The organism is Microbacterium galbinum, from assembly GCF_023091225.1.
GTDB lineage: Bacteria > Actinomycetota > Actinomycetes > Actinomycetales > Microbacteriaceae > Microbacterium > Microbacterium galbinum.
In genome coordinates this window covers 1-13,198 of the sequence record NZ_JAHWXM010000003.1, presented here as the reverse complement: position 1 = coordinate 13,198, position 13,198 = coordinate 1, and the positions used below count along the sequence as shown (strand labels likewise).

Annotated in this window: 21 protein-coding genes; 18 read left to right on the top strand and 3 right to left on the bottom strand. The window is 68.1% G+C overall.

All coding sequences use genetic code 11. From position 1 onward, the window contains the following. Positions 1 to 122 precede the first annotated feature (122 nt). Genes KZC52_RS16880 through KZC52_RS16835 form a run of 10 tightly spaced genes read left to right on the top strand, consistent with a single transcriptional unit; the run spans position 123 to position 5,242 of the window. Complete coding sequence (locus tag KZC52_RS16880; protein ID WP_247625302.1) at positions 123 to 581, top strand: XF1762 family protein; 459 nt, start codon at positions 123 to 125, stop codon at positions 579 to 581. Then, the gene (locus tag KZC52_RS16875; RefSeq protein WP_247625301.1) at positions 578 to 952 is read left to right on the top strand and encodes an HNH endonuclease; all 375 of its coding nucleotides are present in this window, start codon (positions 578 to 580) and stop codon (positions 950 to 952) included. Before KZC52_RS16880 ends, KZC52_RS16875 begins: the two co-directional genes overlap by 4 nt. Continuing rightward, on the top strand, positions 949 to 1,635 hold the full coding sequence (locus KZC52_RS16870) for a hypothetical protein (protein ID WP_247625300.1): 687 nt from the start codon (positions 949 to 951) through the stop codon (positions 1,633 to 1,635). The genes KZC52_RS16875 and KZC52_RS16870 overlap by 4 nt, the downstream gene beginning before the upstream one ends. Beyond that, entirely contained in the window at positions 1,635 to 1,976 is a 342-nt protein-coding gene (locus tag KZC52_RS16865; RefSeq protein WP_247625299.1) for a helix-turn-helix domain-containing protein, read from the top strand. The genes KZC52_RS16870 and KZC52_RS16865 overlap by 1 nt, the downstream gene beginning before the upstream one ends. Next, complete coding sequence (locus KZC52_RS16860; protein WP_247625298.1) at positions 1,973 to 2,590, top strand: hypothetical protein; 618 nt, start codon at positions 1,973 to 1,975, stop codon at positions 2,588 to 2,590. Before KZC52_RS16865 ends, KZC52_RS16860 begins: the two co-directional genes overlap by 4 nt. Beyond that, positions 2,590 to 3,084, top strand: a complete 495-nt coding sequence (locus KZC52_RS16855; RefSeq protein WP_247625297.1) for a single-stranded DNA-binding protein — start codon at positions 2,590 to 2,592, stop codon at positions 3,082 to 3,084. The genes KZC52_RS16860 and KZC52_RS16855 overlap by 1 nt, the downstream gene beginning before the upstream one ends. A gap of 40 nt (positions 3,085 to 3,124) precedes the next feature. Beyond that, positions 3,125 to 3,598 carry a DUF4326 domain-containing protein gene (locus tag KZC52_RS16850; protein ID WP_247625296.1) on the top strand — a complete coding sequence of 158 codons (474 nt, stop codon included), beginning with the start codon at positions 3,125 to 3,127 and terminating at the stop codon, positions 3,596 to 3,598. Then, the gene (locus tag KZC52_RS16845) at positions 3,595 to 3,795 is read left to right on the top strand and encodes a hypothetical protein (protein ID WP_247625295.1); all 201 of its coding nucleotides are present in this window, start codon (positions 3,595 to 3,597) and stop codon (positions 3,793 to 3,795) included. The genes KZC52_RS16850 and KZC52_RS16845 overlap by 4 nt, the downstream gene beginning before the upstream one ends. Then, complete coding sequence (locus KZC52_RS16840; protein ID WP_247625294.1) at positions 3,783 to 4,397, top strand: hypothetical protein; 615 nt, start codon at positions 3,783 to 3,785, stop codon at positions 4,395 to 4,397. Before KZC52_RS16845 ends, KZC52_RS16840 begins: the two co-directional genes overlap by 13 nt. Then, a complete protein-coding gene (locus tag KZC52_RS16835) occupies positions 4,394 to 5,242 on the top strand; it encodes an ead/Ea22-like family protein (RefSeq protein WP_247625293.1) in 849 nt (282 codons plus the stop codon). The genes KZC52_RS16840 and KZC52_RS16835 overlap by 4 nt, the downstream gene beginning before the upstream one ends. 8 nt (positions 5,243 to 5,250) lie before the next feature. On the opposite strand, the gene KZC52_RS16830 is transcribed toward KZC52_RS16835, so the two are convergent. Further along, positions 5,251 to 5,526, bottom strand: a complete 276-nt coding sequence (locus KZC52_RS16830; protein WP_247625292.1) for a hypothetical protein — start codon at positions 5,524 to 5,526, stop codon at positions 5,251 to 5,253. A 197-nt stretch (positions 5,527 to 5,723) separates the two neighbouring features. Between KZC52_RS16830 and KZC52_RS16825 the strand changes: the two genes are divergently transcribed. From KZC52_RS16825 to KZC52_RS16815, 3 genes are read left to right on the top strand one after another with little or no spacing between them, the layout of a single operon-like run. Then, positions 5,724 to 5,900 (top strand): hypothetical protein, encoded by a 177-nt coding sequence (locus KZC52_RS16825; RefSeq protein ID WP_247625291.1) that lies wholly within the window; start codon positions 5,724 to 5,726, stop codon positions 5,898 to 5,900. Continuing rightward, positions 5,893 to 6,111, top strand: coding sequence for a hypothetical protein (locus KZC52_RS16820; RefSeq protein ID WP_247625290.1), 219 nt, complete (start codon positions 5,893 to 5,895; stop codon positions 6,109 to 6,111). The genes KZC52_RS16825 and KZC52_RS16820 overlap by 8 nt, the downstream gene beginning before the upstream one ends. Further along, positions 6,108 to 6,386, top strand: coding sequence for a hypothetical protein (locus KZC52_RS16815; protein WP_247625289.1), 279 nt, complete (start codon positions 6,108 to 6,110; stop codon positions 6,384 to 6,386). Before KZC52_RS16820 ends, KZC52_RS16815 begins: the two co-directional genes overlap by 4 nt. A gap of 101 nt (positions 6,387 to 6,487) precedes the next feature. On the opposite strand, the gene KZC52_RS16810 is transcribed toward KZC52_RS16815, so the two are convergent. Next, the gene (locus KZC52_RS16810; RefSeq protein WP_247625288.1) at positions 6,488 to 6,670 is read right to left on the bottom strand and encodes a hypothetical protein; all 183 of its coding nucleotides are present in this window, start codon (positions 6,668 to 6,670) and stop codon (positions 6,488 to 6,490) included. A gap of 461 nt (positions 6,671 to 7,131) precedes the next feature. Here KZC52_RS16810 and KZC52_RS16805 point away from each other — a divergent pair, with 461 nt between their 5' ends. The 4 genes from KZC52_RS16805 to KZC52_RS16790 are packed head-to-tail and all read left to right on the top strand — an operon-like array spanning position 7,132 to position 12,212. Then, complete coding sequence (locus KZC52_RS16805; protein ID WP_247625287.1) at positions 7,132 to 7,632, top strand: terminase gpP N-terminus-related DNA-binding protein; 501 nt, start codon at positions 7,132 to 7,134, stop codon at positions 7,630 to 7,632. Further along, complete coding sequence (locus tag KZC52_RS16800) at positions 7,622 to 8,911, top strand: PBSX family phage terminase large subunit (protein WP_247625286.1); 1,290 nt, start codon at positions 7,622 to 7,624, stop codon at positions 8,909 to 8,911. The genes KZC52_RS16805 and KZC52_RS16800 overlap by 11 nt, the downstream gene beginning before the upstream one ends. Before the next feature lie 16 nt (positions 8,912 to 8,927). Next, positions 8,928 to 10,502, top strand: coding sequence for a hypothetical protein (locus KZC52_RS16795; RefSeq protein ID WP_247625285.1), 1,575 nt, complete (start codon positions 8,928 to 8,930; stop codon positions 10,500 to 10,502). Between the two features lie 12 nt (positions 10,503 to 10,514). Then, positions 10,515 to 12,212 (top strand): phage minor capsid protein, encoded by a 1,698-nt coding sequence (locus KZC52_RS16790; protein WP_247625284.1) that lies wholly within the window; start codon positions 10,515 to 10,517, stop codon positions 12,210 to 12,212. Positions 12,213 to 12,391: 179 nt separating this feature from the next. Here KZC52_RS16790 and KZC52_RS16785 read toward each other — a convergent pair whose 3' ends face one another. Next, positions 12,392 to 12,973: a hypothetical protein gene (locus tag KZC52_RS16785; protein ID WP_247625283.1), complete on the bottom strand. Its 582-nt coding sequence runs from the start codon at positions 12,971 to 12,973 to the stop codon at positions 12,392 to 12,394. Here KZC52_RS16785 and KZC52_RS16780 point away from each other — a divergent pair. Next, positions 12,972 to 13,198, top strand: a 227-nt coding sequence (locus KZC52_RS16780) for a hypothetical protein (protein ID WP_247625282.1), incomplete at its 3' end; no start/stop codon positions are given. The two genes, KZC52_RS16785 and KZC52_RS16780, sit on opposite strands and share 2 nt — an antisense overlap.

The window sequence follows — 13,198 nt, the reverse complement described above, 5'->3', positions numbered from 1 at the left end:
GAGACGCGTTCGCCGTGTCGTCGCCGCTGCTGCTGGACCCCGCTCGGTCACTCGACAGTCCGGGACCACCTGCCCGCCGAGCACCCTGCCGGGTGCCGTTGCCACCGAGAGGAGCCGAAGAGATGAGCGACCTCCGCATCGTCCCTATCGATCTTCGCCACGCGCAGGAGTTTGTCACGGCACACCACCGTCACCACCAGGCTCCGAAGGGCCACAAGATCAGCCTCGGAGTAGCGAGCGGCGAGGTGCTCGTCGGCGTCGCAATCCTCGGCCGCCCGACATCGCGCGTGATTCAGGCGAACTGGGGCTACACCCTCGAGGTGAAGCGCACCGCGACCGATGGCACCCGCAACGCGAACTCAATGCTCTACGGCGCGTGCAAGCGCGCGGCGTTCGCGCTCGGGTACGAGCGCCTCATCACGTACACCCAGGAAGGCGAGACCGGCGCGTCCCTCCGGGCGGCTGGGTTCCGCGTGCTAGCTCAGCGTCCTCCGCGTGGCGGCTGGAACATGCCTTCCCGGCCCCGGCAGGAGTCCGGGCCGGTGGGCATCGCTCGCACGATCTGGGAGGTGACGCGATGACCGTGACCGTGGCGATTAAGAAGGCCGTGATCGAGCGCGACGGCGGCTTCTGCCTCCTCGCGCTCCCGGGGTGCACGGGTGAGGCGCAGACGACGGATCACCGAGCAAACCGCGGCTCCGGCGGCTCGACCGTCCTCGACGACCCGGCGAACCTCATCGCGGCGTGCACGCTCTGCAACGGGGCGAAGGCCGACGCCGGGTCCCTGGTGCTCATGGAGCTCGAGGAGCGCGGCCTGTGGGTGCGGAAGGACTCCACGAACGCGAAGACCCTGCTGCGGTCGCGCGAGAGGCCGGTGGAGTACCTCGACGGCGAACTGTTCTATCTCGTCTCCGCGACTGAGCGGCGACATGTCAGCGAAGGGAGGCCATGACCATGACGTGGTTCAAGGTCGACGACGGGTTCTGGTCGCACCCGAAGACGGCGATGCTGTCGGACGCGGCGGTGACGCTGTGGGTGCGGGCGGGCGCGTACTCGTGCCAGCACCTCACCGATGGGGTGATCGCGCGGCCAGTGCTCCGGCTCGTCGGGACCGTGGAGGCTGCTGCCGAGCTCGTCGCGGCGCAGCTGTGGCTGGTCGACGGCGAGGGATGGCGCTTCCACGACTGGGCGGAGTATCAGGAGACGTCGGTGACGGTGAAGAAGCGCCGTGAGGAGGCGCGTGATCGTCAGCGTCGTGCGCGTGCGTCACGGGACGAGAAGCGCGGTCGGTCACAGGGTGAGTCACGCGTGACAGACGGTGTGAGTGACGGTGTGAGTTCGCAACCCCCGACCCGACCCGACCCGACCCGACCCGACCTCCCCTCTACATCCGTAGAGGGGACGCGCGAGGCGCGCTCCCCCTTCTGCCAGAAGCATCAGCCCAACGGCCCCGATGGGAAGGCCTGCCGGGCGTGCGGGGATGCCCGCATGGCGTACACGCTCGCTGGGCCGGAGAAGAAGTCCTCGCCGATCCCGTTCACCGTCGTGCCTGGTGCGCGATGCGCTGATGGGAAGCACACGACGATCGCGGACGGCACGTGCATCCGCTGTGACTACCGGGCGGAGGTCGCCTGATGGACGGTTACCTGCCCGTGAAGGTGAACGTCCCGCTCGAGGACTACCGCCGCCTGTACGCCGAAGCGCATGCCCGCGGCATCACGCTCGCCGAGCGCATCGGCCAGGTGCTCGCACCGCCGAAGCACGGCGGACGCCGCAAGGGCCCCAGCTTCCGCAGCGGGTACACGACCACTGCAGGCGAGGAGATCAGCGCGGGGCGCCGCTTCAACGTCTCGTGGACCGAGATCGCCCGCCAGCTGGGTATCTCCGAGCCGACCGCGAGGGCGTGGCTGCGGAAGTACGAGACCGAAGTCAGAGAACAGAACATGCGTGACCGCGCAGAAAGGCAAGCATCATGAACACCACCGAGAACCACCACCACGTCGAACTCAAGATCGCGAGCGGGGAGCTCGTCACGGGCTTCACCTGCTCTGCTCCCGCAGACGCGTCGTGCCGCCGTCGTCCGAAGGACCACGATCAGCGTGAGTCTTGGTCGACGGAGGAGGCGACCGAGGTCGGCTTCCGATGCTGGGCCGTCGAATGGGTCGAAGCGGTCGGGACGGCCGACGCAGTGATCGGTTCCGCCGATGCGGTTCTGGCGTCCGTCCCCGTTGCGATCTACTTCGAGGAGGGGGTCGGCATCAAGCCGATCACGACAAGTGCAGCGAGTCGCGGCGTCGACCTGATCGCGCAGGAGCGCACGCGGCAGATCGCCGACGAGGGGCACACCCCGGAGGGCGATCGCCACCAGGGCGACCTCCTCGCCCGGGCTGGCGTGGAATACGCGAACGTCGCGGTCGCGGTGCTGCGCGGCGGTCCGGAGGCGGCGCACTTCGATCCGCCGCTCAGATGGAACTGGCCGTGGTCGAACGAGTTCTGGAAGCCGAGCGAAGACCCGATCCGGGATCTCACGAAGGCGGGCGCACTCATCGCCGCCGCGATCGACAGCCTGATCGACGGAGGGATGCGCTGATGGCTGGCGAGACCGTGATCACCGTCGTCGGGAACCTGACCGCCGACCCCGAGCTGCGGTACACACAGAACGGCCTCCCCGTCGCGAACTTCACCATCGCGTCGACGCCTCGGAACTTCGACCGCGCCGCGAATGAGTGGAAGGACGGCGAAGCGCTGTTCCTCCGCGCATCCGTCTGGCGCGAGTTCGCAGAGCACGTCGCCGGGACGCTGACGAAGGGCATGCGCGTCATCGCGCAGGGCCGTCTGCGTCAGCGCTCCTACCAGGACCGCGAGGGCAACCAGCGCACCGCGATCGAGCTGGAGGTCGACGAGATCGGCCCCTCGCTCCGGTATGCGACCGCGCAGGTCACCCGTGCCGCGTCGAACGGTCGGGGCGGGCAGAGCACGCCGTCCACGACCCAGGTGGCATCCGAGGAGCCATGGCAGACGCCCGGCGCGCAGACGGATGCCTGGAGCACGGCGGGAGGGTTCGGCGATGACACTCCGTTCTGACCACGGCCGCCCGCTGGAAGCACAGCTCGCGACGGCCCGGATGCTGCTGGGCCAGTACGCCACGCAGATCGCCGAGTACGACGGCATGAACCGGGAACAGCGGCGCAGCGACCGCGGCAAGGATCTCGCGTCGCGAATCGTCGGGCTGCGCGCCGGACTCCAGAAGTGGATGACCCGCGCCGCCGAACTCGAGAATGCCATCGCGTTCGAGGTCGGCCCGCAGCGAGTCCAACTGTCACGCCTCAAGGGATACCGAAAGCCGGAGAACACCGTCGTCGTGGCGCGCCCTTCGTCGTGGGGCAATCCGTTCCGTGTCGGCGAGAACGCGCTCACCCGAGCTGATGCAGTCGCTCAGTTTCGCGACCTCGTCATGGACCCGGGCGCGGCATACACCGGCTTCCGCGCCCAGGTGCGCGAGCAGCTCGCCGGAAAGAATCTCGCGTGCTGGTGTCCACTCGGGGATCCCTGCCATGCCGACGTGCTGCTCGAGATCGCGAACGGAGTCGAGCCATGAGCTTCCAGGCGAAGTACAACGGCGTCTGCGGGAACGACTGCGGCGACCGCATCCACGAGGGCGACGAGGTCGAGTACATCGAGGGCGTGCTCGTCCACGTCCACTGCCAACCGTCCGACGAGGACGACCCCGAACCCCGGCCCGTCTGCACGACCTGCTGGACCACCATCGCACTGAACGGAGCATGCCTGTGCTGAACCAGATCCTCTGCATCGCCGCGTGGCCCGGCGTCCCCTCGGTCGCCCCATGCAAGGCCGCCGACGTGCACCTCGAGACCTGCACGAGCGACGACTGCCGGGGATGCTTCCCGCGGGCGGCGGAGCGCGGGTTTCTGTGCGTGTCGCACTTCGACCGTGTCGAGCACGCGCTGATGCGGTGGGACGACTTCGTGCGCCGCGCGGCGCAGCTCGGCCTGTCGAAGGCCGTGCAACGCGACAACGCTGGCGTGCGCACGGCCGCCGAGGGGCACGTGAACATCACCGGGGTCGCGCTCGCGCTCGACGAGTGCCGCCGGTTCCTCATCTCGCACCCCGGCCAGATCGAGGCATGGGTGCACGCCGAGGCGGGTGCCGCCGACGCGATCCAGTTCGCTGCCGCCGCCGAACGCGCCTACCGCTCCCACGAAGTCGAGGAACGTCCGCACCGCATCCGCCGGGTCCGGTGCCCCGAATGCCAGCAGCAGATGATCTGGCACCCGCCCGCCTGGTACGAGGGCCACGTGACCGTGAAGTGCTCGAACGACGGGTGCCGGCACGTGCTGAACCAGGACGAATACGAAGAACTGGAGAACGCATCATGACCCGAACCGACCTCGACGCGCTCGAAGCGATCGCGCGCGCCGCTACCCCGGGCCCCTGGCTCACTACCAAGACCAGCCGCGACCCCGACGCGCTCTGCGTCGATGTTCCAGACGGCGACGACGAGATGAGCCTCGCGTGGGACGCCGGCTACGGCATCATCGTGATGAGCGCGGCGAACGCCGCCCACGTCGCCGCGACCAACCCCGCCTCCACGCTCGCTCTGATCGCCGAGCTGCGAGCCGAGCGGCAGCGTGCCGACGCCGCGATCGAGTACCTCGATGCCCGTTGGGAGCACTCCGACCACACCGCAGCGAAGTACTGGCGGCGGATGCGCGAGGCCGAGCACGCCCTCGAAGCCGTCGAGAAGGCGCACACCCCGACCGACGACGAGCGGGAAGCGCTGATCGACGTGCTGGTGATGACGAAGCTCAGCGACTACGCCGCGACTGACATGAGCACGATCCACCAGGCTGTCGATGCGATCCTCGCTGCTGGCTTCCGTCGTTCCGAGGTACCCGAGCCGAGTGTGAACCTCCTCGCCGAGATCAAGAACGCGATCCAGTGGCGTGCGTCATGGCCGAGCATGCACTGGCCGAACCTCGACGCGCTGGCGCATCACGACGTCGCGCAGGCACTCGCTGATGCGGTGCTCGCGGTGGTCAAGCGTGCTTACCAGCCGGCCGAGTCTGCGGCGCAGGGCGAACCGTCCGACACCCAGGCGGAGCGAGCGCGGATCATCGCCGACCTCCGTGAATGGTCGCGGCCTCTCGGTAACTCGCCCGAGGAGGAGACTCTCCGGCTCGTGATCGCACGGATTGAGCGTGCTGCTGGGGGTGTGCGATGAGCGCGGAACTATCGCTGGCGCCCGGCGTCTCTGCCGTGCCTCTTCGCGAAATCGTTGATCGCCGCGTTCGCCCTGCGGAATCGGCGAGCGCCAACAGCGACGACGACGCCACACGCGGCCACCAGAGCCCACCAGTACCAATCGCGGCTATCGACAATGACCGCGAAAGCAATAAACGCCGTTCCAACCACTTGGAAGACCAACAGGACCATCGCGATGGTGCGCTCGCGCTGCAACGCCAGGCGTTGTTGCACCAACGAGGGTTCCGCTGCCTGGCCGCTCATATCCGAAGCATAGCCACGAGGGCATCGCCCGTGAAGCGCGCAAGAGTGCAACCCCGAGCGTCGGCCCCGGTACTCGGGGTTACGCCCCACAACCACGAGCAGGAAGGAGGCACTGGTGCTTGACCTCGGAGCGATCCTGTCGGCTGCGATCGGTGCCGTCGTCGCCTCAATGCTGGTTCAGATGTGGGGGCGACGCCGTGGCTGAACCGAAGCTGACGATCCTGCGTCCTGGCTATGGCCGCATCGAGCAGGACGGGCACACCGCCGAAGGACGCCTCATCGTCACCGACACGAACGTCGACTTCTCGGGCCATTTCATCTGCGGCCCGCACGACGCCGCAGGCAATCACCTCGAAGGGAGAAACGATGGCTGACCCGAAGGAGTGGGTGACAGCGAAGGAGGCCGCCGTGCTGATCAGCAGGCACGTGTCGCAGATCTACCGCTGGATCGACGCCGGCCGCCTCGCCTCACGCACGAACGCGTCCGGAGTCACGATGGTCCTGTCGAAAGCCGTGCTCCGCATCGAACCCAGCGTTCGACGCGGTAGACCCCGCGGCGTGCCCAGTGGGAAGATCGGGCGATGAACATCGCGGACATTCCTGACGAAGCCTGGATCACGAAGAGCATCGAGACCGACATGGTCGAGGGTGGCGGGGCCTTCACGTTCGGCACCGAGCGCGCCTATCCGGTGCGTCAGCGCGTCGTCGGCACCATCCAGGGCGAACGCCCCGAGATCGGCCGAGTCCGCATCATCCCCAGCACCGACCACGACCTGCGCGTCACAGACGTGAACGCCTACGTCAACGAGGACGGCACGCTGGAGCCCATGCCCGACACGCTCGAACGGCGCTCGCATTAATTCGCGAAACCCGCAACGATAGAACGTAGATGGTGGACCAGTCCGCCTAGAGCGAAGCCCCGGCCCTCACACGAGGATCACCGGGGCTTCGCTCATACCGCCTACTTCTCGACGTGCACCGCGGTGCTGCCCGGCTGCTCCCCACCGGAGACGTACCGATACGCGAGTGCCAGCTCTGCAAGGGCGCGCGCCCGCGGAGCCGTGCCACCGATCTTCGAAAGGTTGCCGATCTCCGTCGTGATCGCTCCATAGAGCGCTGCCTTAGTCGAACTCTGGTCCGCCATGTGTTTCCTCCCTCGTAGGCCCGCGCCCTGCGCGCGGGTTCCGCACAGCATAGGACCGGCCACGGACATCACCGACGACGGCCATGCGTTGGCAGACCCCCGCGCACCACCTCGACCCCGCCGACAGCGTAGATCCGGCGATCAGCTGGTCTCGGGTTCGCCCGACGCTTAGCCTCACTCGCTGCGCCGAAAGCCGCGCGCCTCTCCCGCTCCCCAGGATCGGTCCGCGAGAACGGCACGCCGCGTCGAGGCGACCGCTGCTCCGGCTCCTCGCACCGCGCACCATCAGCCGTCTCATGGATCGACATGCGGCCATCGCTACGGAGCGCATGCGACTCCCGGCAGACCGTACACACCCTGAACTCCAGCATCCCCACAGCATCCCAGAGAGCGCCGACAGAGCGCATCCCGCAGAGGGCAAGAGGCCCGAGTCGAGGTGATCTACCGTGGCGCGTTCACCGATGAACTCCGAAACGCAGGAACGCGCGAAGGCGCTGTTCGATCAGGGCATGTCACGGAACGCGATAGCCCGCGAGCTGGATCTCGACCCGGCGACGATCACCCGGTGGGCGAAGCGTGCCGGTGTGGAGTTTGACCGCTCCGAGACTGAGGCGGCCACGAAGGCGCACACGATCGACCTCGCGGCTGGCCGGCTCCGGTTGGCGGAGAAGATGCTGGCGGCGTCCGAGGCGATGCTCGACGACATCGACGGCGAGTACCTGGTGTACAACTTCGGCGGCAAGGACAACGACTACAACGAGCACCTGCTCGAGTCTGCTCCGGTCGAGGTGAAGCGGAACATCATCACGACGGCGGGGATCACGTTCGACAAGCTGACCCGCATCGTGGAGAAGTCGGACTCTGGTCTCGATGAGGCTGTTGGTGTGATCGACACTCTCGCTGCCGGGTTCACGGCTGTCGCGGATCGACTGCGAGCGGAGACCTCGACCGATGAGGCTTGACGAGCTCGAGCAGATGGTGTCGCGGGCTCAGCTGCTGTCGCTCGTCGATGCGATGCGGTTCAAGCTGGCTCTCTGGTTCGGTGCCGTGTCGTCGGGGAAGACGGTCATCAGCCTCTTCGCGTTCCTCCTGGCCGTGCGCATCGCGCCCCGGACCGGGATCATCGTGATCGTCGGCCGCACCCTGCAGACCGTGTACCAGAACGTGTTCGTGCTGTTCCAGAACACGGAGATCTTCGGCACAGTGATCTCATCGCAGATCATCTACACGCCGGGCGCTTCGTCCGCGCGGATCCTCGGTCGCGAGGTCATGGTCATCGGCGCATCGAACAAGGAGTCGGTCGGCCGCATCCAGGGTTCGACGGTGGCGCTCGCGTACGTCGATGAGGCGGCGCTGCTGCCCGAGGTGTTCTGGAACATGCTCGTCTCCCGACTCCGTGTCGAGGGCGCCCGTCTCCTCGCGACGATGAATCCCGCGTCCCGGAACCACTGGATCCGGAAGAACTGGATCGTCCCCGGCGCGGCGAAAAACCTCATCTCGTTCCACTTCACGATGAAGGACAACCCGAACCTGCCGGCCGAGTACATCGCCGACATGGAACGGTCCTTCTCCGGCGTGTTCTACGACCGGATGATCAAGGGCGAGTGGACGAACGCCGAGGGCGCCGTCTACCCGATGTGGGACCCGAAGCGTCACGTCATCCCGTGGGGCCAGATGCCGCGCCTGCGCGACGTCATGGGTATCGGGATGGACTACGGCACGACGAACACCACCGCGGCGCTGATGCTCGGCGTCACCGACGAGCCGAAGCCGCGCCTCGTGATGATGGACGAGTGGCGGTACAACCCGAAGGACCACGGCGACCTCCGTCTCACGGACGCCGCCCTGTCGCAGCGGTTCCGTGCGTGGCTCCCCCAGGACCACACCCCGTACCCGCTGTCGATCTCGCCACGGTTCCTGATGCTCGACCCGGCCGCCGCGTCGATGCACATGCAGATGCAGCAGGATCTCCGCGGCACGGGCCTCTCCCCCTGGCCTGCCGTGAACGACGTGCTCCCCGGCATCAAGACCGTCGCGAACCTCCTCGACAACGACCAGATGATCGTCACCGACCGGTGCGCTGGCTGGATCGAGGAAGTCACCGAGTACCGGTGGGACGCGAAAGCGACCGACGCCGGCGAAGACGTCGTCGTGAAAGAAAACGACCACTCCCTCGACGGCGGACGCTACATCACCCACTCGACGACGAACTACTGGAAACCGCAGCTCGCCGCCGCCTGACCCGGAAAGGGGAGCCATGCCGATCCCCGCCCCCAACTCCGCATGGCTCCCCGCTCCGTGGGACACCGCGTACAAGGCGTTCGCGGAGAACGACGCCTGGTACACGGGTGATGTCGACGCGCTGCAGAAGCTTTACCAGCGCACGGCCACGGTGCGCCCGACCCACGTCCGCAACGGCCAGCAGATGCAGGGCGGTCTCGTCGGCACCGCGTCCCGGTTCTTCTGGGGCCGCCCGGTCCCGTCGAATGAGAACCGCGCACGACTGCACGTGCCCGCCCCGGCCGACCTCGCGACCCTCGCTTCCGACCTGGTGTTCGCCGAGCCGCCCGAGGTGCGTCTCGCTGCCCCCGGAGAGCAGACGCTCCGTCGTGACGGGAAGGCACAGGCCCGCCTCGACCTGATCGCGAACGGTGACGAAGCGCACGCGACGTTCAACATGATGGGCGAGCTCAAGTCCGCGCTCGGCGCCGTCGCGCTCGTCGTCCGCTGGGACGATCAGGTCGCCGATCACGCGTGGCTGGAACCGTCCGCCGCCGACGTCATCATTCCGACGTTCCGCTCCGGCCGCATGATCGAGTGCACGCTCTGGTCCGAGTACGTGAAGGGCTCCGTCCACTACCGGCACCTCGAGCACCACGCTGTCGGGTACATCGAGCACGCCCTGTTCGAGGGAAAGGGCGACAACCTCGGCCGCCGCGTCCCTCTCGACGCTATCCCCGAGACCGCCATGTACGCGGGCCTCGTGAACAGCGCCTCCATCATCCCGACCGGCATCGACCGGCTGACGGCGGTGTACAACCCCAACATTCCGACTGCGGCATGGCGGAAGAAGGGCGTGCTCGCGCACACGGGCCGCTCCGACTTCGCGCAGCTGCACTCGCTGTTCGACTTCCTCGACGAGACGTTCTCCTCGTGGATGCGGGACCTGCGCCTCGGCGCCGGCAAGATCCTCGTCCCGGAAGCCGCGCTCGACTACGGCATGGTCGGGCAGGGTGGTTCTTTCGACACCGGACGCGAGATCTTCGCAGGTCTGAACGTGCCCGGCGAGCCCGGGAAGGTCGCGTTCGACAAGGTGCAGTTCGACATCCGTGTCGAGGAGCACGAGAAGACCGCGTTCGGCATCTACCGTGAGATCCTCCGCAAGGCCGGGTTCTCACAGTCCGCGTGGGGCGACTACAACACCTCGTCGCAGATGACCGCGAAGGAAGTCTCCGACCGCGAGAAAGCGTCCGAGCGCACCCGCGACAAGAAGATCCTCCAGGAGCGCGTTGCGATCTCCCGGGCCGCTTCGGTGGCGCTGGAGATCGACGGCGCCGTGTTCCGGGGGAAGGGCGGTGGCCGCTTCGAGCAGCCGACCGTCGTCTTCCCGGACGTGTCCCAGGAGGACCCGGAGAAGCTCGCCCGCACCCTGACCCTGCTCGACACCGCTTCGGCGATATCGCTCGAGCAGAAGGTCCGCCGTGCGAACCCGGACTGGGAAGACGAGCAGATCGGCCGCGAAGTCGAAGCGATCCGAGCCGAGCGCCCAGCAGTACTCGACCCGGCCACCTTCGACGGAGACGACCCCGACGAGGCGGACACGGAGGACTGATCGGAGGACATCGTGGCACTGTTCGTCCCGAACCCCGAGCGCGAGTCCGTCGAGGAACTCATCGAGGAGCTGTCGCAGTACCTCGCATCCCGCTACCGGGACGCCGAGGACGCACTGATCCGCGAAGTCGCCACCCGCGCCGCCCGCGACTTCCACCTCTCCGGCCTCCTGTCATCCGACGACGGCGGCATGGGGATGACGGTCGCGGAACGGCGTGCACGGAACCGCGCACTCGCCGAGCTCGCAGCGCACCGCGCCGCGGCGACCCGCGAGCTGCAGGCGATCGCGCTCCAGATCGTGTCCGACCTACGCCGCGAGGATCTCGCGAACCGGCTCGTCACGATCGCCGCGAACGAGGGTGAAGCCGCAGCAGCCGCATCTCTGCGGTTCGCCGGCGTCCCCCGCGTCGCACCCGTCGTCGGCTCCGCATCCCAGGCCGTCGCGATGGTCGCCCTGTCGCTGCAGTCGCGGTTGGAAGTGCTGAACCAGCGCCTCACCCGCTACCCGCAGGACGCGTACCAGCGCATCGTCGCGATGTACTCGCCGAACACTCTCCTCGGCGTCACGACGTCGCGTGTCCAGCAGGCGGCGACCGTGCAGCGGTTCCTCGCCGAGGGCATCACCGGGTTCGTCGACCGCGCTGACCGCCGGTGGACGATCGGTGCCTACGCCGAGATGGCCGGCCGCACGACCGTGAACCGGGCGTTCAACGACGCCGGGATCTGGCGCATGGGCCAGTCGGGCATCAACCTCGTCACCGTCGTCCGCGGTCTCGACTCGTGTCGGAAGTGCGCGGCGTGGGCGGGCGCGATCCTCTCCACGGATGGGACGCCCGCCGGGCCCCGCGTGCTCCCCCACGCCACAGACTCCGGCTCCGTGACCGTTTACGTCTCCGGCACGGTCGACGGCGCGCGCGCGGCAGGCTGGGGACACCCGAACTGCCGCTGCCGTCTCGTCGCCTACTCCCCCGGCCTCACAGTTCCCCAGGGCGACACCACGTACGACGAGGCCGCCGAGAAGGAGCGCGCGAAGCAGCGTTCGCTCGAGCGCGAGATCCGGTCCGCGAAGCGCCGCGAGGCGTCGGCGATGACCGATACGGACCGACGCAAGGCCGCACAGGACGTCCGCGGCGCTCAGGCCGACATGCGCGACTTCATCCGGGATACCGGCAGGAACCGCCAGTCGTACCGTGAGCAGCTCGGTTTCGCTGACGGGCGAGGTCCGGGCGGACGCTCGACCCCGGCTTCTCCCCCGCAGGCTCCGCGCCCGCTGGTCGCCGCCGACCGCGTCTCTGCGCGTACGCTCGGCGACGTCCGCCCATCGAACCGCGGTGCACAGACCGTCCCGTCCGGGGCGTTCCCGCGTGCGCACGAGCTCGCGACCGGCGACCGTCTCGCCCGAGCTGGAGTCAACGTGCAGTGGCGCGTCGAGGACTTCACTCACGGGGTGAAGAACCCGGACGTCACGATCCGCGGGCAGGTGTGGGACTTCAAGAGCCCCGAGGGTGCCGGGAAGAACACGATCTCGAACCAGTTCGCGCGCGCCAAGGATCAGGGCGTGCAGCGGATCGTGCTCGACCTCGCGCGAAGCCCGCTCGATGAAGCCACCGCGCTCGCGGACGCCCGCCGGCGACTCGCTGGCAGCGACTGGTTCCGCGAGGTGATCGTGATCGACCGGTCCGGTCGGGTGACCTGGCTGACCAAGGAATAAGAGAACGCGGCCCGGCTATCCGAGGGGACTGCCTGCCGCGTTCACCCCGATTCTACCCGCTCGTCTGGGCGGTGTATAGATCATTCCGGCTGGGGTCAACGCTGGCTCCGAGATTCTCCGCGAAGGCCACTCACGAAGCGCTTACCTTTCTGCGCCAGGTGGACCTGCCCCGGCCGGGATCAATCGTCGTCCGCACCCTCACGCGCAGTCAGGCGGCGGGCGCGGTTACTGGCAGCCTTCGCAGCGTCCATGCCGAGCCAGCCCATCGCCAGCCCAGCGAGGCTCACGACGATCACGAGGACCTGAGCGAGCGTCGAAGCCTGCTCGGTCGTGAGGGTGGGCACGTACGTCGCGAAAGCCCACGCTGCGAACGCCACGACGACGACCCCGGCCGCGATTCCGACCGCGGCGTTCCGACGCTTCGGGGCGCTCTTCACCCTTCGCGCGACGCGCATCAGCAGGTCGTTCCGCGCCTCGGTGAACTGGCTCATCCCGGATGGAAAATCGGACAGACCAGCGATCACCTCGTTCATCGCCTTGAGCTGACGTAGCTCTGCCGACTCACCGCGGCTGTTCCAGAACGCGACGCTCACGGCCGCGACTGCGCCCACGACCGCGACGAACAGCGGCACCCATTGCTCCATCCGGCGATGATATCGCCCCACACGCTCCGTGCCGTCGTTGGCCCTGCACTGCGACGGCACGGTCTCTCTCCTCACGCGCAGGGCGTCGAGGTCACCAATGAGCAGGAGGCTCACCATGGCAACACCCACGAAGTACCGGCACCCGGTCGCGATGAACCGCGACGGCATGGCCCAGATCGGCCCGACCTCGTTCGAGCTGCGCGGTATCCGCTTCGCCGATGACCCCGCTGGCGCTCCGCCTGCGGCCCCGGCCGCGCCTGGCGCACCTGCCGCCCCGGCGCCCGCGGCACCCGCTCCGGCAGCGCCCGCCGCGCCTGCCCAGCCAGCCCCGGCCGCTCCCGC